This is a genomic window from Pelagibius sp. Alg239-R121, from assembly GCF_947331435.1.
GTDB lineage: Bacteria > Pseudomonadota > Alphaproteobacteria > Kiloniellales > Kiloniellaceae > Denitrobaculum.
In genome coordinates, this window is sequence record NZ_CAMZOF010000002.1 from 530,018 (window position 1) to 547,394 (window position 17,377).

Here is a 17,377-nt window from a genome sequence, read left to right on the forward strand (position 1 = left end):
TCTTTAAAAAGGAGATCGGCGGTTGCCGTTACGCAGTCCCGGCATCGGCCCGCGGCCTTGTCAGGATCGGCCAGTAGAGGCCGAAGAAGATCAGAAAGGACGCCGACCAGCAGACGGCGGAAATCGTTAGAAACGTCAGCGAGGCCTCCGGCCAGAAGAGAGCCGGGAATACCCGGGTCACCGCAGCCAGCGGCACCAGGACCAAGGCCAGGGTCTCGGGACCCGAAGCGGACAAAGCCCGCCCGGTGTGGCCGCGGGAGCTGCGCATCATCATCGCGAGCATCAGCCCCCCCATCGCCCCGACCGTCATGGCGTGCAGCGACAACAACGGCGGAACCTCCTCGAACACGAGCGAAGCGCCACGCAGGGCGAGAGCGATCGGGATCCAGGCATAAGACAGCGGCAGAATCCAAAGCAGCGGCTCTCGGCGGGTCGACCAGGGTGCCCAGAGCAAAACCCGCAGACCATGCAGCAACGCGGCAAAGCACAACAGCACCGCCAATAAGGTCTCGCCGATCGGGCGCCAGGGCTCCAGAACGTCCACAACTGCGATGGCGAGGAGCGAGAGGATCGCCAGACTCTCGATGGGCATCAATCTTACGGGCCGCGCGTCCGGCACAGCATTTGCCGTAAAGACGGGAATGATTCGCCCGCCGATCACCGCCATCAGGATGGCAATCACGTCCACCGACAGCCGCACGGCAAACGCACCCAGATCCAGTGCCTGGCTTGGAAACAGCTGCTCCAGGTGGAACAGGGCGTTGGCTGTGCCGAGCAGCAGGAGAATTGCAACAACGAAGAGATTCCGCCGATTACCGCTACGCAGGAGTGGTATCGCCACCGCCAGGGCAGCGAGCGGAAGGAACAGCACATCAACAATTGCGGCAAGCAGCCCCGGTCCGGTGACGACCAGAACCCGCCCCAATAGCCAGAGCACCGCAAAGCCCGCCAGGACGGCACCGCGCGGCGTGCGCCGGCCGCTCCAGTTCGCGGCAGCGGTAAAGAGAAATCCGGTGATGACGGCCGCCGCAAAGCCGAACAGCATCTCATGGCTGTGCCATGTGGCGCCGGTCAAGTAGCTTCCCCCCTGCAGCAGGCCCGCGAAGTTCGCCAGCCACAGCGGCACGGCAAGCCCCGCAGAGAGCGCAGCAAGCAGGTAGAACGGACGGAAACCCATTTCCAGCAGCGGGATTGAGAGCCCTTGCCGTTCCGTCCCCGCCATGGTCATACCGTCCTTCCTTCCGTTACCAGCTGTTCAGGACCAGCTGTTCAGGCAGGTGTCTCGCGCAGCGGCAGTATCCGCCCGGGGTTTGCCGGATCGAAGAACATGGCCAGCTGAAGGCTTTCGCCAATACGTTCCGCGCGATCGATGAAGATAGCCGCCACCTCCGGCGCACAAAGCGTGCGTGCGGTTTCGCGAAACAGCGTAAGCCAGCGCAGAAAATGCTCCGGTTCGACGCCCGTCAGGCGGTGGTGAACCGCCGTGGGTTTGCCCCGGTAGCGGCCGGTCATTCGCGTGACCGAAGACCAGAAATCGAACATCTTGGATAGGTGCGGCTCCCAGTCTTCGCCGATTTCACGCGCAAAAACCGGACCCAGGTCCGAATCCGCGCGCACCTTCGTGTAAAAGCTGCGGACCAGCTGTTCGATGAGCTCTTCGGTTATCTCGGGATGCAGGGGCTGGCGCAGAGGTTTTGGATAACCGGAGCGGGGATCTGGTATCGCACCCAAGCTCTGCACAGCTTCAGCATCTGGTTCCGGAGATTTCTTCCGCGTCTGGTCCGTCATAGCCTTCACTTAAAACAGTGTAATCTGTATTTTAAATACCTCTTTGATGGATCATATATTGCCTCCGGCCGCTAAAAGCAATATTTTAAATACATCTTATCGAGGAGCGCAGTGTGCGGCTGACGGTTTACACGGATTATGCCTTGCGGATTCTGATGTATCTGGGCACCCATCCAGATGATCTCTGCACGATTCAGCAGATCGCTGACGCTTACGGCATTTCCAAGAACCACCTGATGAAGGTCGCCCATCAACTCGGCGTGTCGGGTTACGTGGCAAGCCATCGTGGACGTGGGGGCGGCTTGCGCCTGGCGAAACCGCCTGCGGAGATCGGGATCGGCGATGTGGTGCGCGCGACTGAGGACGACTTCCGCCTGGTGGAATGCTTCGATCCGGAACGCAACAGCTGCCTGATCACGAAAGCCTGCCGGCTGCGCGGTGTGCTCTCGGATGCCCTTGATGCCTACATCGCCGTGCTGGATCGCTACAGCCTGGGAGATCTCATCTCAGACGAAACGGCCCTGCTTGAACTGCTGGACGGACCGGCCCGGAAAAAGGGCTGACAAGGCGCCCATATCGAGGAGACCGCCATCATCTCGATGCAGGCGCAGCGCACCGCGGTACAATCGGCTACCGTCGCGTGCAACGCGGCAGACCGCGGCCGAGGCCATTTGACAAGCGCAGCGAAAGGGCTAAGCTAAACCAAATCGCGCCTCGTTATTTGTGGCGCGCAGACATGATGCGGGAAAACCGCAATCGGCGACGAAGCCTCACAGCCAATTCCGCAGGGATTCTGGCGCGTGGGGCTTTTTTCGTTTTCGCAGGAGGCTTGTATGCGCCGGGAAATTCCGCTCGGTCTGCTTTATTCGGTTACGGGAACCTACGGCGCCATTGGGCGTGACGCGCTCGATGGCGCGCTCCTCGCCCTGGAAGAAATCAACCGCGACGAAACCCGCCCGATCAGCTTTAAGGCCGTCTCCAAAGATCCCGGCGGCAACATCGACAGCTACCACCGTATGAGTGAGGCGATGCTGCGCGAACAGGGATGCCGGCATGTTGTGGGCACCATCACCTCGATCGGCCGCAAGGAAGTCATCCCGATTATCGAAAAATACGATGCGCTGCTTTGGTACATCCTGCCCTACGAGGGCTTTGAAGCCTGCGAAAACGTGATCTACACCGGTGCCGCCCCCAATCAGCACATCCTTCCGCTCTTCGCTCACCTGATCCCCACCTATGGGAACCGGGTTTATCTGACCGGGTCCAACTACATCTGGGGCTGGGAGACCAACCGGATCGCACGGGAACTTGTCCTGGCGACGAAAGGCGAGATCCTGGGCGAGCGATATCTGCCGCTGGACGACACCGATGTCGAACGGATGATCACCGAGGTCGAACAGAAGCGGCCGGATTTCATCCTCAACAATTTGATCGGCACCTCGAGTTACGCCTTCCTGCAGGCCTATCACCAACTGGGCCTCAAAGACGCCGATTTCCTGCCAGCCAAGCGCCCGGTGGTAAGCTGCGATCTGACCGAATGCGAGCTGGCCGATATCGGTTTCGAGGCCGCCGCCGGCCACCTTTGCTCGGCGGTCTATTTCGAGGATGTGGACAATCCGCTGAATGCGCTGTTCCGCACCAAAGTCACTGAAAAGTTCGGCGCAGACCGTCCCCTCTCAGCCTTCCTGGTCGGCGGTTATGCGGCGATTCATATGATTGCCGAAGCCATAGCCGGCGCTGGAACAGATGAGATCGAGCCGGTCAAACAGGCCCTCTTCACCAAGACCTTCGATACGGCACAGGGCCCCATCACAATCGACGCCAAAACCAATCATGCCGCCTTGATCCCCCATCTCGGGCGCATCAACGACAAAGGTGGTTTCGATATCGTCCTGGCCGCGGAATCGCCGGTTCCCGCAGACCCCTATCTGGTGGATTTCGACCCGCAGGCCTTCGCGGAAGAGGTCGGCCGGGCAAGAACCGACGGCAGCTCGCATCTGAGGCTGGTGAAATGACCAGGTTCCGCACCCCCAACTTTCGCGGCCGTCACGCCATCATTCTGCACCGGAGCAGCAAGGGTACCGGTCAACTCGCCCGGCAACTCGAACGCCTGGGCATGACGGTCGAAGTCTGCTGGCCGGATTTTCCGGCAGAAGGCAGTAGCGCGGATGTCGTTTTCTTCGATGCCGACAACGGCTTCGACGGCCTGTTTCCCTGGGCGCAGGGCGAGGCGCCCATGCCGCTGATCGCTCTGCTCGGTTCGGAACTGCCCGGCCGGCTCGAATGGGCGCTGGCCCAGGGTATCGCATCCCATGTGGTCAAGCCCGTGCAGTCGAGCGGCGTCTTCAGTGCGCTGGTGATCGCCGCCTCAAATTTCGACGCCGCGAAAACGCAGCAGGAACAGTTTGAAGAACTGCAGGCGCGATTGGGGCGCAGACCGGACGTGATCCGGGCCGTGGTCAATCTCATGCAGCTCGGGCTGCTGGATGAGGACACTGCCTTCAGCTGCCTCCGCTCGGCAGCGATGGACGAGCGCATCACCATTGAGGAGTTCTGCAGCCGCCTGGACGCCGACCGGCTCGCGCAGTTGATCCGTCATCAATCAAGAGACAAGTGGCGCGTCGAGGAATGACAATTCTGGGGAAGCTCATACGGCGAAAACTTTCGCTGTTTGGATTGCTGGTGATCTCAGTCACCGTCCTGGCGGCGCTGTCGGCGGACTGGATCACACGCTACGCGCCCGATTATCAGCCCTTCGAAGGCCTGACGCTGGAAGGTGCGCCCCTTCCGCCCAATGGTCAGTTCTGGCTGGGTACGGATACCCTCGGGCGCGACCTCTTCTCCCGGCTGGTCTACGGCGCGCAGACCTCGCTCATCATCGGTGTGGTCGCCAACGGTGTCTCGTTGCTCATCGGCTCATTGGTCGGCATCGTCGCCGGCTTTATGCGCGGCGCCGTCGGCGCGATCCTGATGCGCTTCACCGATCTGATGATGGCCTTTCCCGCCCTGCTGCTTGCGATCGTCCTCTCGGCGATCTTCAAACCCAACCTTTGGATCGTCGCGATGGTCATCGCCATGGTCAATTGGGTTCAGGTTGCCCGGATCATGTATTCGGAGACGGTGTCTCTGGCCGAGCGCGACTTCATTGAGGCCGAACGCAGTATCGGGGCATCCCGGATCCGGATCCTGCTTCGCCATATCGCGCCCCATCTTCTGTCATCGATCGTCGTCTTCGGTACGCTCGGCATCTCGACGACCGTGCTGCTGGAAGCGACCCTCAGTTACCTAGGGGTCGGCGTACAACCGCCAACGCCGAGTTGGGGCAATATCGTTTTCGAGAACCAATCTTATTTTGAAAGCGCTCCCTGGCTGGTGTTCTTTCCCGGCTTTGCCATCGTGACACTGGCCCTGGCATTCAATCTGGTGGGGGACGCGCTGCGCGAAATCCTCGACCCCACCCTGAAGGGAAGGCACTGATGGCCGCCTATCTCTTTCGCCGGATTGTCGAAGCCGCGTTCATCCTGCTGGGAATCTCGCTCGTCACCTATGTCCTGCTGTATCTCTTGCCGGCCGATCCCGTACGTCAGATCGCCGGCCGCAGCGCCACACAGGAAACCATCGCGAACATCCGCCAGCAGCTCGGCCTGGATCTGCCGTTTTACGAGCAGTATTGGCGCTATCTCTCTTCGCTCGTACAAGGCGATCTCGGGCGCTCCTATATCCAGCGCAGCGAAGTGTCCGAACTCATCGCCGCCCGCCTTCCCGCCAGCCTGCTGCTGATGGTCGCGGCGATCTTCGCCGAGCTGGTCATGGGCCTAACGATGGGGGTCGTCTCTTCGATCCGCCGGAACAGCGCTACCGACCAAAGCCTGATGGTGCTTTCCTTCGTCGGCGTATCGGCCCCGCAGTTCGTGGTCGGTTTCCTGCTCCTCTATGTATTCGCCGCCCAGCTCGGCTGGTTCCCGATCGGCGGTTACGGAACCTTCAGCCATCTGGTGCTGCCCGCCATGACCCTCGGGTTCATGGGCGCTGGCTGGTATTCGCGCATGATGCGTTCCTCCATGCTGAACGTTTTGGGGCAGGATTTCATCCGGACCGCACGGGCTAAGGGACTGGGTAAGGCGCGCATCATTTTTCGTCACGCCGTGCCCAACGCCCTGCTGCCGATCATCGCCATGATCGGGATCGATATCGGCATCTTCATGAGCGGCATCGTTGTGGTCGAGGCCGTATTCGGCTGGCCGGGCATCGGCCAGCTTGCGTGGCAGGCCATCCAGCGGGTCGACATTCCCATCATCATGGGCGTGACGCTGGTCGCCGCCTTTTCGATCGTGATGGGCAATCTGCTCGCCGACATCGTCGCGCTGTTCGTCGATCCGAGAATCAAACTGAAATAACGAGAATTTTTAAGGGAGGGGCCGGACCATCTTTCGGCCGCAGTTCAACAAAGGGAGACAGAAAATGAGAAAATGGCTTCTTACCGGCGTCGCAAGCGCCGCCATGCTCGGCATCGCCGGAACGGCCTTAGCGGAGGTCAAACAAGGCGGGTCGATGATCGTCACCTATAAAGACGATGTGTCCACGCTCGATCCCGCCATCGGCTACGACTGGCAGAACTGGTCGATGATCAAAAGCCTTTTTGACGGGCTGATGGACTACAAACCGGGCACGACCGAACTGGTGCCGGACCTGGCCGAGAGCTTCGAGATCTCGGACGACGGACTGGTTTATACCTTCAAGCTCCGCAAAGGCGTGAAATTCCACAACGGCCGTGAAATGACGGCCAAGGACATCAAATACTCCCTGGACCGGGTCGCCAATCCCAAGACCCAGAGTCCGGGCGCGGGTTTCTTTGGCTCGATTAAAGGCTTCGACGCGGCATCGGACGGCTCGGCAGGCGGACTGTCGGGCGTCGAGGTTGCCGACGACAGCACGATCCGCATTACCCTGGCGCGGCCCGACGCGACCTTCCTGCACGTCATGGCGCTGAACTTCGCGTCCGTCGTCCCGGAAGAAGCCGTCGCCGAGCACGGTGAGGACTTCGGCACCAATCCGGTTGGCACCGGCGCCTACAAGATGACCGACTGGACGCGTGGCCAGCACGTGGTCTTCGAACGCAACGCGGACTACTACCACGCCGGTCTGCCAAAGCTCGACAAAATCACCTTCGAAGTCGGCCAGGAGCCCATCGTTGCCTTGCTGCGCCTGGAACGCGGCGAGGTGGATATCGCCGGTGACGGCATTCCTCCGGCGAAGTTCCTTGCAACCATGAAGGATCCGAAGTTCAAGGATCAAATCGTTGAGGGTAAGCAGCTGCACACCGGCTATGTCACCATGAACGTGAAGATGAAACCCTTCGACGACGTCAGGGTGCGCAAAGCCGTTGCTATGGCGATCAACAAGGACCGCATCGTGCGCATCATCAACGGGCGGGCCGTCACGGCGAACCAGCCTCTGCCGCCGCTGATGCCCGGCTACGACAGCAAGTACAGCGGCCAGGCCTACGATATCGAGGGCGCGGTCAAACTACTGACCGAGGCCGGCTTGGGGGATGGTTTCACCACTGAACTCTACGTGGCGAATACCGATCCGCAGCCGCGCATCGCCCAGGCCATCCAACAGGATCTGGCAGGTATCGGCATCAAGGCGGAAATCAGATCGCTCGCCCAGTCCAACGTCATCGCCGCCGGCGGTGAAGAAGATCAGGCGCCCATGATCTGGTCCGGCGGCATGGCCTGGATTGCGGACTTCCCCGATCCCTCCAACTTCTACGGCCCGATCCTGGGCTGCGGCGGTGCCGTTCAAGGCGGCTGGAACTGGTCCTGGTACTGCAATGCAGAGCTGGACGAACGCGCCAAGAAGGCCGATGCCATGACCGATCCCTCGCAGGCCGACGCCCGGATTGAGGAGTGGAAGCAGATCTTCACCGCGATCCAGGAGGAAGCTCCCTGGGTGCCGATCTTCAACGAACAGCGCTTCACAATCCGTTCGAGCCGTCTGGACGGTCCCGAAGGCATCTTCGTGGATCCCGTGCACATCCCCGTGCACTACGATCACGTCTATGACAAGGGCGCGCAGTAATCATGTGCGGGCCTAGCGATTACACGATCCACGGCGCGCATCATCACTTCGGGTGGGATCATTCGATCCCACCCGTCGAGACCGTCGCCCCGGGATCCACAATATATTTCGAATGCCGCGACTCCTCGGCGGGGCAGCTGACTCCTGATTCGACGGTCCAGGATGTAGGCACCCTCGATTTCGGCAAGATCAATCCGGTGACCGGACCGATTTTCGTGGACGGTGCAGAGCCCGGCGATGCGGTGAAAGTAACGATCCGGCAGTTCGAACCTTCCGGTTTCGGCTGGACCGCGAACATTCCGGGGTTCGGGCTGCTCGCAGACCAGTTCGAAGAGCCTGCCCTCCATATCTGGAAATACGATCCGGACTCCATGGCGCCGTCACTCTACGGGCCTGGCGGCAAGGTTCCGCTGAAGCCTTTCGCCGGGACCATCGGTCTTGCGCCCGCGGAACCGGGATTGCATTCCATCGTGCCGCCCCGCCGTGTCGGCGGCAATATGGATATCCGCGATCTTTCCGTCGGGGCGGAACTTTATCTGCCGGTGGAGGTCGCGGGCGCCCTCTTCTCAATCGGCGACACCCACGCCGCACAAGGCGACGGTGAAGTCTGCGGCACAGCCATCGAAAGCCCGATGAACGTGACGGTAACGCTGGATCTGGTGAAAGACGCCAAACTCACCATGCCACGCTTTACGACGCCGGGTCCGGTGACGCGACATCTGGACGAGAAAGGCTACGAGGTGACGACAGGTATCGGCGAAGACCTCTTCGCCGGCGCGCGCGCAGCCTTGAGCCAGATGGTCGACCTGCTCGCCGGGCGCTACAACATGGCGCCGGTCGACGCCTATATGCTCTGTTCGGTCTGTGGTGACTTGCGGATCAGCGAGATCGTCGATCAGCCGAACTGGGTCGTCTCCTTCTACTTCCCACGCGTGGTCTTGGAGTAGCAGAATAAGTGTCGGCGGAAACTGATCAGGCGATGAACCAGCGGGCCATACTGGATGTGCGCAATCTCACGACAGAGGTTGCGACATCCGAGGGCTCGAAGACCATTATCGACAACGTCTCGTTTCAGCTCGCTCAGGGTGAGACTCTCTGCGTAGCGGGTGAATCCGGATCCGGAAAGTCAGTCACCTCGCTGTCGATCATGGGTCTGCTGCCACCCTCCGCGCGCGTCAAAAGCGGCGAGGTCCTTCTGGCCGGCCACAACCTCCTGACACTTAACGACCGGCAGATGCAGGACGTTCGCGGCGGCGACATCGCCATGATTTTCCAGGAACCGATGACCTCGCTCAACCCGGTCATGACCGTGGGCGCCCAACTTGTCGAGGCCATTGCCGCGCACCACGGTCTTCGCGGCAGCGCCGCCCGGACCAAAGCGCTGGAAGCCCTGGATGCCGTGCGCATGTCGGAAAGCAAACGCCGGCTCGTGCAATACCCGCACGAGCTTTCGGGCGGAATGCGGCAGCGCGTGATGATCGCCATGGCGCTTTCGGGCAACCCCAAGGTCCTGATCGCCGACGAACCGACCACGGCGCTCGACGTCACGGTTCAGGCCCAGATCCTGGCCTTGATGAACGATCTGAAGCGGGATTTCGGTACAGCCATCATGCTGATCACCCATGACATGGGCGTTGTCGCCGAGATGGCGGACCGGGTCGTGGTGATGAACGGCGGAAGCATTGTGGAATCCCAGGCGGTCATGAACCTCTTCGCGACGCCGCAAGACAGCTATACGCAAAAACTGCTGGAGGCGGTTCCCCAGCTTGGCAGCAAACAGGGCGAGAAAGTCGAGTCCGAAGCCGGAAAGCCGGACCGGCAGGCAATCGTGGAAATTCGGGATTTGACGGTTCGTTTCGACATTCACGGCGGACTGCTGCAGCGCCCGGTCAAGCGGGTTCATGCCGTAGAGCAGGTGTCGCTCGACCTCTTTCCCGGTGAGACCCTGGCTCTCGTCGGCGAAAGCGGCTGCGGCAAGTCGACCATCGGCAAGTCGCTGGTCAATCTCATCCCCTGGACGGGCAGCATCAAAATCGGCGGGCAGGAAATTGCCGGCTTGTCCTCTGTGCACATGCAGCCGATCCGCCGCAACATTCAGCTGGTGTTCCAGGATCCCTACGCCGCCCTGAACCCGCGCATGACCGTTGGTGAGCTGGTCGGCGAACCGCTGATCATTCATCGCCTCGCCCAGGGCGGTGAGTTGACGGACCGGGTGGCGGAACTCTTTCGCCGCGTCGGGCTGGACCCGGCCATGATGGATCGTCACCCGCACGAATTCTCCGGCGGCCAGCGCCAGCGGATCTGTATCGCGCGGGCTCTGAGTCTGGGTCCGAAGGTCATCATCGCCGACGAATCCGTTTCGGCGCTTGACGTGTCGGTTCAGGCACAGGTGCTCGACCTTCTCGATGAGCTTCAGGCCGAACTGGGGCTGAGCTATCTCTTCATCTCCCACGATATGGCCGTCGTTGAACAGATCAGCCACCGGGTGGCCGTTATGTTCCTGGGTCAGATCGTCGAGATAGGACCCCGCGACCGGGTCTTCGAAAATCCGCAACACCCCTATACACAGAGGCTGCTCGACGCGGTTCCCATCGCCGATCCGGCGCGGCGCCGGACCGACCGCGTTCTGCCGACCGGCGAGGTCCCCAGCCCGATTCAATCTTTGGACTACGTACCGTCAATCGCCCGACTCACCGATTTTGGCGGCACGCACTTTGCCGCGATCGAGCAGGAAGGAGCCGACTAATACCAAGGAGCGCTGATACCGAGAGGCTCTCAATCCGGTGAACGAAAGTGAAAACGCCACGCTCTTGACCTCTCAGCGTAAATCACCATTTGTTCGATTGCCTATAAAGCCCGATGCGCATTTTTCACCAAATCCGTCGCAGAAACCCGGACTCTCTATAGGGATTTTACGATCCGGAAGGATCGAAAAATAGTCACGGTCCACACCGGCAAGGATCAGTTTGAAGCGATGGCACACGATCACAAGGAACTCGGCGCTGCTGAGTATGTGCTCGGAACCTTGAGCGCCGAATCGCACGCCGCCTTCAAGCGCGAACTGTCGGAATCCGAAGCGTTACGCCAGGCAGTTGCGAATTGGGAAGACAGACTGTCCGGGCTGGCCGATCTCGATCCGCAGGCCGCCCCCCCGGCAGAACCTCACGCAGAACTTCACGCAGAACCTCACGCAGAACCCCAGGCCGCACCCCCAAGTGATCTGTGGCATAAAATCGACGCTGCAATTGAACAGTCGACGCGGCCGGACGGTGAAAGTAAATCATTTTCCACAACAATCAGAAGCACAGACGGTCGCTGGGAAGAACTCTCCAAGGGCATCGCGAAAAAGCCGCTGTTTACCGACCCCACGCTCGGGACGGAATCCTATCTGATCCGATTGGCTCCAGGCGCCCGCTTTTCGGCCCACGCCCACCGCATGACGGAAGAGTGCCTGATGCTCTCCGGCGAGATCTGGATTGGTGAACTTCATCTGAAAGCCGGGGATTATCATGTCATTTCCGGGCAGACCGTGCACGACGAGGTCTATTCCGAGACCGGCGGCACGCTCTACGTTCATGGTGAAATTCGCTGAGTCTATATGGCTCTCAGGCGACCAGTACGCTGCTTTCCGCTGGCCAGTACAGCATCACATCCGCCCCGTCGGCAACACTCTCTCCTCCCGAATTCTGTACCAGAACCTTCAGGGTCTGGCCGTCTCGATCGAGAAAATAGGTCGTGCTGTTCCCGGCAAAAATTCGCTTTGTGACACGCGCCTTCAGGCGATTTTCCCCGGAAGACGCTTCCGGACTTTCCGCCGCTTCAATCCGGATACGTTCGGGACGGACCGCGCAGCTGCTGTTCGCGGCAGGGTTATGGCCGGCGTTACAGCATCGAATGACCGTGCCATCGCCCAGTTCGATACCCTCCTCCGACGCCTTGCCGCGTAGAATATTGGCATCGCCCAGAAAGGTGGCGGCAAACTCACTGGCCGGTGAATTGTAAATCTCTTCCGGCGGCCCTTCCTGAACCAGCCTGCCGTCACGCAGGATGCCGATCCGGTCACTCATGGTCAGCGCCTCTTCCTGATCATGGGTGACGAAGATCGTCGTAATCCCCACCTCGCGCTGAATGCGTTTCAGTTCGATCTGCATATCCACGCGCAATGCCTTATCCAAGGCACTCAACGGCTCGTCGAGCAGGAGGACGCGCGGGCGGGTGACGATCGCGCGCGCCAGGGCCACACGTTGCCGTTGGCCACCGGAAAGCTGATGGGGACGGCGTTGGCCGAGCTCCTCGAGTTGCACGAGATCCAGCGCCTGCTTCACCTCGCGTGCAATGTCCGTCTTCGCTTCGCCGCGTACGGAGAGCCCGAAAGCAACATTGTCGGCAACGGACATATTGGGAAAGAGCGCATAGTTCTGAAACACCATGCCGATACGCCTGCGCTCCACAGGCACTCGCTCCACCCCTTCATCGCCGATGACTATCCGCCCCGCATCGGGAAAGTCGAATCCCGCAATCATGCGCAGAAGCGTCGTCTTACCGCTGCCCGAGGGACCGAGCAGGGCATAGAAACCGCCGTCGGCAAAGTCGACCGATACCTCATCGAGCGCCCGATGCAGGCCGAAGGTCTTCGAGACGCCGTGAACCTGAACGCCGGCCATTACTTTTCTCCTCCGAACCTGAAGAACCGTGCTGCGAGCAGCATCGAGCCCATGGATACGGTCATGATGATGGTTGAAACGGCGTTGATCTCCGGCGTGAAGCCCTTGCGGATCGCAGCGTAGATCTCGACTGGCAGAGTGGCTTCGCCGGGCGTCGAGAGGAAATAGGACACCACGAACTGATCGAACGACACGGCAAAGGCGAAGAGCGCGCCCGCAACCACGCCCGGTGCAATCCAGGGCAGGGTCACGCGGGTCGTGACCTGCCATTGGGTCGCGCCCAGGGAACGCGCCGCTTCCTCGTATTCCGGTGCGAAGGTTTCAAGGCGCGCGGACACGACCACAATGACATAGGGCAGCGCGAGCGCGACATGCCCGAGCACGATCGCATGGAGTCCCCTGCCGATCCCGACGCCGAAAAAGAAGATCAGCATGGCCGTGCCCGTGATCAGCCAGGGGATCGCAATCGGCGGAAACAGCAGCGCCCTCAGCAGGCGTTTGCCCGGAAAGACATAGCGGCGCAGGGCGAGGGAGGCGGCGGTCCCCAGGATCGTCGCGATCACGGTTGTCAGGACCGCAATCCGCAGGCTGTTCCAGGTCGCGTCGATCAGCCCGCTGTTGCGGGCGAGAGCTTCATACCAACTCGTCGTCCAGTCCATAGGCAACTGGTAAAAGGGCGAGGCGTTGAACGACATCAACGCCATGATGAAGATCGGCAGATAGAGAAAGGCGAGCATCAGCCCGACGAAAGCGCGCCCCAGCAGTTCAAGCAATCGCGTGGTGCCCATCATGCCGCCCTCTTGAGGATCGGCGAGGCTGCGCCGAGAATGATCAAAACGACCGCCAGCAGGATGAAGGACAGAGCCGCCCCCAGCGGCCAGTTGAAGACAGCCACAAACTGGTCCTCGATCACCGTCCCGTAAAAGGTTCCTGCACGGCCACCGAGAATACGCGGCTCCATGAAGGAGCCCACCACCGGCACGAAGATCAGCACACTGCCGGCAACCAGGCCCGGAAGGGACAGAGGAATGATCAGCCGCCGCAGTACGGTAAAGCGTGACGCACCCAGCGATCGCGCTGCTTCAATTAGAGAGTCGTCGATCGCCTGCAGGGTCAGATAACAGGTCAGGACCATGTAGGGGAGATAGGAGTGAACCAGCCCGATGACGATTGCCGGATAGGAAAACATCAGATCGACATTGACCTGAAACGGCAGGATCGCGTTGAGGGTCCGGTCCAGGAGCCCGTTCCCTCTCAGCGCGATCGCCCAGGAGAAAACCCGCACCAGGCCGTTGCTCCAGAAGGGCAGAATCACCAACAGGAAGATCGCTTCCCGGCTTCTGCCCTTCAGTATCTTTGCGAGCACATAGGCACAGGGAAACCCCAGCAGCGCGCACCAGAGCGTAACCTCAAGGGCCAGTCTCAGAGAGTCGCGCAGCAGGACCGCATAGAAGCTCTTTTCGAAAAAGGCCGCGTAGTTGGCCAGGGTAAAGGCCCAGGGCTTTCCCGAAAGCGGCAGTTCGGTCATGAAGCTGAAGAAAGCCATGGCCGAAAGCGGCAGAAAGATCGCAACCGTCAGCCAGAGATAGGCCGGCAGAAGTAAGGGAAGCGCCGGCCGCCACTGCGACCGGGGTCCAGTCGATGCGCGCTGGCTCACGTCGGTTTGCGGCACGGCTCTTCCTCCCCCTGCGCGGCGCTATTTCACCTCGACCTTCAACTCCTGCCAAAGCGCCAGATACTTCTCGCGGTCGGCATCGGACACGGGCGCCTGGAACTGAATACGGGCGGCGACTTTCGGATCACCGAGCACGGTGCGGTTAAAAGCCGTCTCGGGCAAAGCCGCCACAGCCTTGCTGTTGGCGGAGACCGGCGCGCCGACCTTTGTATCCCATTCCACATAGAAGCCCGGATCGATCATGTAGTTGATGAAGGCAGCGGCGCCCTCGACGTTTTTTGCGCCGGTCGGAATGGACAGGCCGTCAAGCCAGCCGACCACGCCTTCCTCGGGAATGACGAAAGCCACGGGCAGTTTGAAGTTGGTCTTTGCGCGCGACGCCGAACCGCTCCAGTAAGTTCCGACATCGAGCTGGCCCGACGCGACCATCTGGTTCCATTCGTTCTCCGAACCCCAGAAGGCGCGGACCTGGGGCATCAGCGAAGCAAGCTTTGCGCGCACGGCCCCGAGATCCTTTATGTCGTTGATGTTCTGGCCCGTGGCGATCGCCCCGAACTGCACGGCTTCCAGCGCGTCGTCGCGCAGTACGACCTTGCCCTTGTGCTTTTCATCCCACATCACCTGGATGGAGGTCGGCAGCTGTGAAAAGGCATTTTCATTGACGGCAATTGCGGTCAAGCCCCAGACCCAGGGCACACCGTAGGTCTTTCCATCGGCGTTGAGCATGGGAGACTCGGCCATTTCCAATGCGACATCCGCGACGTTGGGAATCTTCGAAACATCAACCGGCTGGATCAGGCCTTCACTGAGCGCCTGACCAGTGAAGGCGGCATTGATCATCACGACGTCGTAAGTCCCCGGATTGGTCCGGAGTTTGGTCAGCATCTCCTGCTCGGAGTTGAAGTAGTCGTGGATAACATTGTGGCCGCTTGCCTTTTCGAAGGCTTCGACTGCCCAGGTCTCGTCGGTGCCGTACCCTTTCCAGTTGAGCACATGCAGATCTGCCGCCTGCACCGCACCGGCGAGCAACCCCGCCGTCAGAAAACTTGCTGTTATCGTGGCAATCCGTTTTGGCTTATTCATTGCCGCTTCCTCTCCTGAGTTTAGTTGAATTTATTGATCTGGTATGGGGGCCGTTAACCTGCCCTCCGATTCCGGCTATGCGCGTTATCGCGCAGAAACGCCTTGGTTTCCGACCTGTCCGGCGCGCTGGACCCACCGGCCCGCGTCGCTGATATGGCCGCTGCGGCGTTGGCGTAGACGACAGCTTCGTGCGGTTCGGCACCGCGGCTAAGCTCGGCGAGGAACGCACCGATATGCGTATCGCCCGCCCCATTGGTATCGACCGCATCGACGGCAAAAGCCGGGACAGGCTCCAACGCCCTTCCCGGCAGCTTGAGGAAACAGCCGTCGGCGCCCGCACGTATGATGACGCCCTGCGCCTTTGGACAGTGCGTGGCCATGAGAGCATCTGCCTGTGCTTCTGTCCCGCCGGGACCTGCGATCGTCCCGGCTTCTGCGCGATTGCAGCTCAGCCAGTTTGCGCGCTGCAATAGGCTTGCGAGATTGTCCTTGGAGATGCTGCCCACCAGCGGCGAAGGATCGAAAACCACCGGAATGCCGTCTGGAATCGCCGTGACCCAAGCCGCGAGCGCCTCACCGCTGTCGGCGTAGCTCAGCGTGTAGCCTGAAATGAAAACCCAATCGTCCGGTCGGGGAACGATGGACGCGAGATCACCGGGCACCATAATCCCTTCCGCACCGGGCCAGGAAACAAAGGTCCGTTCCGCGTCCGCCGTTACCAGAACCACGCAGGTTCCGCTATCGAGTGACGAATTCACGGTTTGAAGAATGGTAATTCCCTCTTCCGAAAGCGCCGCGCGGATCAGATCGCCGTAAGGGCCGGTACCGTGCTGCCCGCCGTAAGCAACCGTCATGCCGCTGCCTGCCGCTGCTGCCATCATGTTGAATCCGCCGCCGGGTAAGGTCTCGAAGGCACTCGCCAGGGATTCTTCGCCGGGCGCGGGAAGATGTGAAATGCGGTAGACGAAGTCGACGACCGCGCCGCCCATGTGAAGGAGTCGGGATCCGGTCATGCGGCGTCTTTTCCATTTGAATCCGTGTCACCGGCCTTGGCCGGCTCGCGTTCGCCCTCCTGCGGACGAACGGCCAAAAGATCTGCCGCCAACTGCCGGACGTCAGCCGAATTTATGCCTTTAAGCCTGGCAATCTTATCGGAAGGTAGAGCCGTCAGGCCTGTGCAGGCGCCCGCCATCCCGGCGGCGATGGCGCCGATGGTATCGGTGTCGCCGCCGACGTTGGCGCCAATCACGGCCGCCTGCCAGGGGTCGCCCTGCGCGATCTCCAGAATTGCGAAGGCCGCCGGAACCGATTCCTGCGAGGCAACACTGGTACCCACAAGATCGACCACAAGCGTGATCGCCTCCTGCCGGTCGCAGCCGCTCACCAGATCCCGCGCCCACTTGATCCGGGCTGCAATGTCTGCGCCGGCAATCCAATGCCCCTGTCCGGCGGCCCGGTCCGCCGCCTCAATGGCAAGGAGGCTGGCCGCGCGCCAGTCACCGCCTGCAACGCCATAGCTCACCGCCGCCGCAACGGCTGCGGCGGAGGCAATCGCGACCGAAGTATTGTGGGTCGCGCGGCAGGTATCGGCGACCCTTTCGATCAGATCCTCGAGCGGCTCAAAGTGAGCCATAATTCCAACCGGTGCGATGCGCATGGCCGCGCCGTTCGTATCGCCGGACGAACCGGCTTCCTCCGCACTCGCGCCATTCTTGATGGCCTCAATCGCCCGCTTGGTCGAAGGGCCGAGAAGATCGAGGCTGCCGCGCGCGCGCACGTCGCGCTCCCATTCGACCAGGGCTTCGATCCAACCCGCATGATCGAATCCCTCTGTCGAGTTCAGCAGAACGCGCGCCAGCAGAAGAGTCTGTTCGGTGTCATCCGTGATGGCGCCGGCGGGCAAGCCTTTGGAGACCGGGTGATCCGCCGTGGGCGCAACGAAGTCGTCGACATAACCGTAGGTTTGCGCAATTTCGCCCGGCGACAGCAGTTGCGTGGGCATGCCGAGCGCATCCCCCAGGGCGCCTCCGATGAGGGCACCAAGGGCGCGATCCAGTCGTTGGTCGTCCGAAGCTGTTACCAACCT

Annotated in this window: 17 protein-coding genes; 9 read left to right on the forward strand and 8 right to left on the reverse strand. The window is 61.0% G+C overall.

Annotation, left to right across the window (positions count from 1 at the left end; genetic code table 11):
• Nucleotides 1–28 precede the first annotated feature (28 nt).
• Nucleotides 29–1,228 (reverse strand): NnrS family protein, encoded by a 1,200-nt coding sequence (locus QMZ18_RS09665; protein ID WP_282606073.1) that lies wholly within the window; start codon nucleotides 1,226–1,228, stop codon nucleotides 29–31.
• A gap of 41 nt (nucleotides 1,229–1,269) precedes the next feature.
• Nucleotides 1,270–1,788, reverse strand: a complete 519-nt coding sequence (locus tag QMZ18_RS09670) for a group III truncated hemoglobin (RefSeq protein WP_282606074.1) — start codon at nucleotides 1,786–1,788, stop codon at nucleotides 1,270–1,272.
• A 113-nt stretch (nucleotides 1,789–1,901) separates the two neighbouring features.
• Between QMZ18_RS09670 and QMZ18_RS09675 the strand changes: the two genes are divergently transcribed.
• The 9 genes from QMZ18_RS09675 to QMZ18_RS09715 all read left to right on the forward strand — a co-directional run bounded on the left by QMZ18_RS09675 (nucleotide 1,902) and on the right by QMZ18_RS09715 (nucleotide 11,461).
• Nucleotides 1,902–2,351 carry an Rrf2 family transcriptional regulator gene (locus tag QMZ18_RS09675; protein ID WP_282606075.1) on the forward strand — a complete coding sequence of 150 codons (450 nt, stop codon included), beginning with the start codon at nucleotides 1,902–1,904 and terminating at the stop codon, nucleotides 2,349–2,351.
• A gap of 270 nt (nucleotides 2,352–2,621) precedes the next feature.
• Nucleotides 2,622–3,803, forward strand: coding sequence for a transporter substrate-binding domain-containing protein (locus QMZ18_RS09680; RefSeq protein ID WP_282606076.1), 1,182 nt, complete (start codon nucleotides 2,622–2,624; stop codon nucleotides 3,801–3,803).
• Nucleotides 3,800–4,420 carry an ANTAR domain-containing response regulator gene (locus QMZ18_RS09685; protein WP_282606077.1) on the forward strand — a complete coding sequence of 207 codons (621 nt, stop codon included), beginning with the start codon at nucleotides 3,800–3,802 and terminating at the stop codon, nucleotides 4,418–4,420. The genes QMZ18_RS09680 and QMZ18_RS09685 overlap by 4 nt, the downstream gene beginning before the upstream one ends.
• A complete protein-coding gene (locus QMZ18_RS09690; protein ID WP_282606078.1) occupies nucleotides 4,417–5,265 on the forward strand; it encodes an ABC transporter permease in 849 nt (282 codons plus the stop codon). The genes QMZ18_RS09685 and QMZ18_RS09690 overlap by 4 nt, the downstream gene beginning before the upstream one ends.
• A complete protein-coding gene (locus tag QMZ18_RS09695; RefSeq protein WP_282606079.1) occupies nucleotides 5,265–6,185 on the forward strand; it encodes an ABC transporter permease in 921 nt (306 codons plus the stop codon). The genes QMZ18_RS09690 and QMZ18_RS09695 overlap by 1 nt, the downstream gene beginning before the upstream one ends.
• Nucleotides 6,186–6,249: 64 nt before the next feature.
• Nucleotides 6,250–7,869, forward strand: a complete 1,620-nt coding sequence (locus QMZ18_RS09700) for an ABC transporter substrate-binding protein (protein ID WP_282606080.1) — start codon at nucleotides 6,250–6,252, stop codon at nucleotides 7,867–7,869.
• Nucleotides 7,870–7,871: 2 nt separating this feature from the next.
• Complete coding sequence (locus tag QMZ18_RS09705; RefSeq protein ID WP_282606081.1) at nucleotides 7,872–8,816, forward strand: acetamidase/formamidase family protein; 945 nt, start codon at nucleotides 7,872–7,874, stop codon at nucleotides 8,814–8,816.
• Between the two features lie 8 nt (nucleotides 8,817–8,824).
• A complete protein-coding gene (locus tag QMZ18_RS09710) occupies nucleotides 8,825–10,615 on the forward strand; it encodes an ABC transporter ATP-binding protein (protein WP_322097180.1) in 1,791 nt (596 codons plus the stop codon).
• Between the two features lie 228 nt (nucleotides 10,616–10,843).
• Entirely contained in the window at nucleotides 10,844–11,461 is a 618-nt protein-coding gene (locus tag QMZ18_RS09715) for a cupin domain-containing protein (protein WP_282606082.1), read from the forward strand.
• Between the two features lie 13 nt (nucleotides 11,462–11,474).
• Here QMZ18_RS09715 and QMZ18_RS09720 read toward each other — a convergent pair whose 3' ends face one another.
• The 6 genes from QMZ18_RS09720 to QMZ18_RS09745 are packed head-to-tail and all read right to left on the reverse strand — an operon-like array spanning nucleotide 11,475 to nucleotide 17,374.
• Entirely contained in the window at nucleotides 11,475–12,533 is a 1,059-nt protein-coding gene (locus QMZ18_RS09720; RefSeq protein ID WP_282606083.1) for an ABC transporter ATP-binding protein, read from the reverse strand.
• Nucleotides 12,533–13,324: an ABC transporter permease gene (locus tag QMZ18_RS09725; RefSeq protein ID WP_322097181.1), complete on the reverse strand. Its 792-nt coding sequence runs from the start codon at nucleotides 13,322–13,324 to the stop codon at nucleotides 12,533–12,535. The genes QMZ18_RS09720 and QMZ18_RS09725 overlap by 1 nt, the downstream gene beginning before the upstream one ends.
• Nucleotides 13,321–14,205 (reverse strand): ABC transporter permease, encoded by an 885-nt coding sequence (locus QMZ18_RS09730; RefSeq protein ID WP_322097182.1) that lies wholly within the window; start codon nucleotides 14,203–14,205, stop codon nucleotides 13,321–13,323. Before QMZ18_RS09730 ends, QMZ18_RS09725 begins: the two co-directional genes overlap by 4 nt.
• A gap of 24 nt (nucleotides 14,206–14,229) precedes the next feature.
• Nucleotides 14,230–15,291 (reverse strand): PotD/PotF family extracellular solute-binding protein, encoded by a 1,062-nt coding sequence (locus tag QMZ18_RS09735; RefSeq protein WP_282606084.1) that lies wholly within the window; start codon nucleotides 15,289–15,291, stop codon nucleotides 14,230–14,232.
• Nucleotides 15,292–15,344: 53 nt separating this feature from the next.
• Nucleotides 15,345–16,304, reverse strand: coding sequence for a PfkB family carbohydrate kinase (locus QMZ18_RS09740; RefSeq protein ID WP_282606085.1), 960 nt, complete (start codon nucleotides 16,302–16,304; stop codon nucleotides 15,345–15,347).
• Nucleotides 16,301–17,374, reverse strand: a complete 1,074-nt coding sequence (locus tag QMZ18_RS09745; RefSeq protein ID WP_282606086.1) for an ADP-ribosylglycohydrolase family protein — start codon at nucleotides 17,372–17,374, stop codon at nucleotides 16,301–16,303. Before QMZ18_RS09745 ends, QMZ18_RS09740 begins: the two co-directional genes overlap by 4 nt.
• Nucleotides 17,375–17,377: the final 3 nt, after the last annotated feature.

Coding starts and splice junctions, on each gene's coding strand:
- QMZ18_RS09685 (WP_282606077.1), top strand. CDS start 3,800: ATGACCAGGTTCCGCACCCCCAACTTTCGCGGCCGTCACGCCATCATT.
- QMZ18_RS09715 (WP_282606082.1), top strand. CDS start 10,844: ATGGCACACGATCACAAGGAACTCGGCGCTGCTGAGTATGTGCTCGGA.
- QMZ18_RS09680 (WP_282606076.1), top strand. CDS start 2,622: ATGCGCCGGGAAATTCCGCTCGGTCTGCTTTATTCGGTTACGGGAACC.
- QMZ18_RS09665 (WP_282606073.1), bottom strand. CDS start 1,228: ATGACCATGGCGGGGACGGAACGGCAAGGGCTCTCAATCCCGCTGCTG.
- QMZ18_RS09670 (WP_282606074.1), bottom strand. CDS start 1,788: ATGACGGACCAGACGCGGAAGAAATCTCCGGAACCAGATGCTGAAGCT.
- QMZ18_RS09695 (WP_282606079.1), top strand. CDS start 5,265: ATGGCCGCCTATCTCTTTCGCCGGATTGTCGAAGCCGCGTTCATCCTG.
- QMZ18_RS09705 (WP_282606081.1), top strand. CDS start 7,872: ATGTGCGGGCCTAGCGATTACACGATCCACGGCGCGCATCATCACTTC.
- QMZ18_RS09740 (WP_282606085.1), bottom strand. CDS start 16,304: ATGACCGGATCCCGACTCCTTCACATGGGCGGCGCGGTCGTCGACTTC.
- QMZ18_RS09690 (WP_282606078.1), top strand. CDS start 4,417: ATGACAATTCTGGGGAAGCTCATACGGCGAAAACTTTCGCTGTTTGGA.
- QMZ18_RS09720 (WP_282606083.1), bottom strand. CDS start 12,533: ATGGCCGGCGTTCAGGTTCACGGCGTCTCGAAGACCTTCGGCCTGCAT.
- QMZ18_RS09735 (WP_282606084.1), bottom strand. CDS start 15,291: ATGAATAAGCCAAAACGGATTGCCACGATAACAGCAAGTTTTCTGACG.
- QMZ18_RS09700 (WP_282606080.1), top strand. CDS start 6,250: ATGAGAAAATGGCTTCTTACCGGCGTCGCAAGCGCCGCCATGCTCGGC.
- QMZ18_RS09725 (WP_322097181.1), bottom strand. CDS start 13,324: ATGATGGGCACCACGCGATTGCTTGAACTGCTGGGGCGCGCTTTCGTC.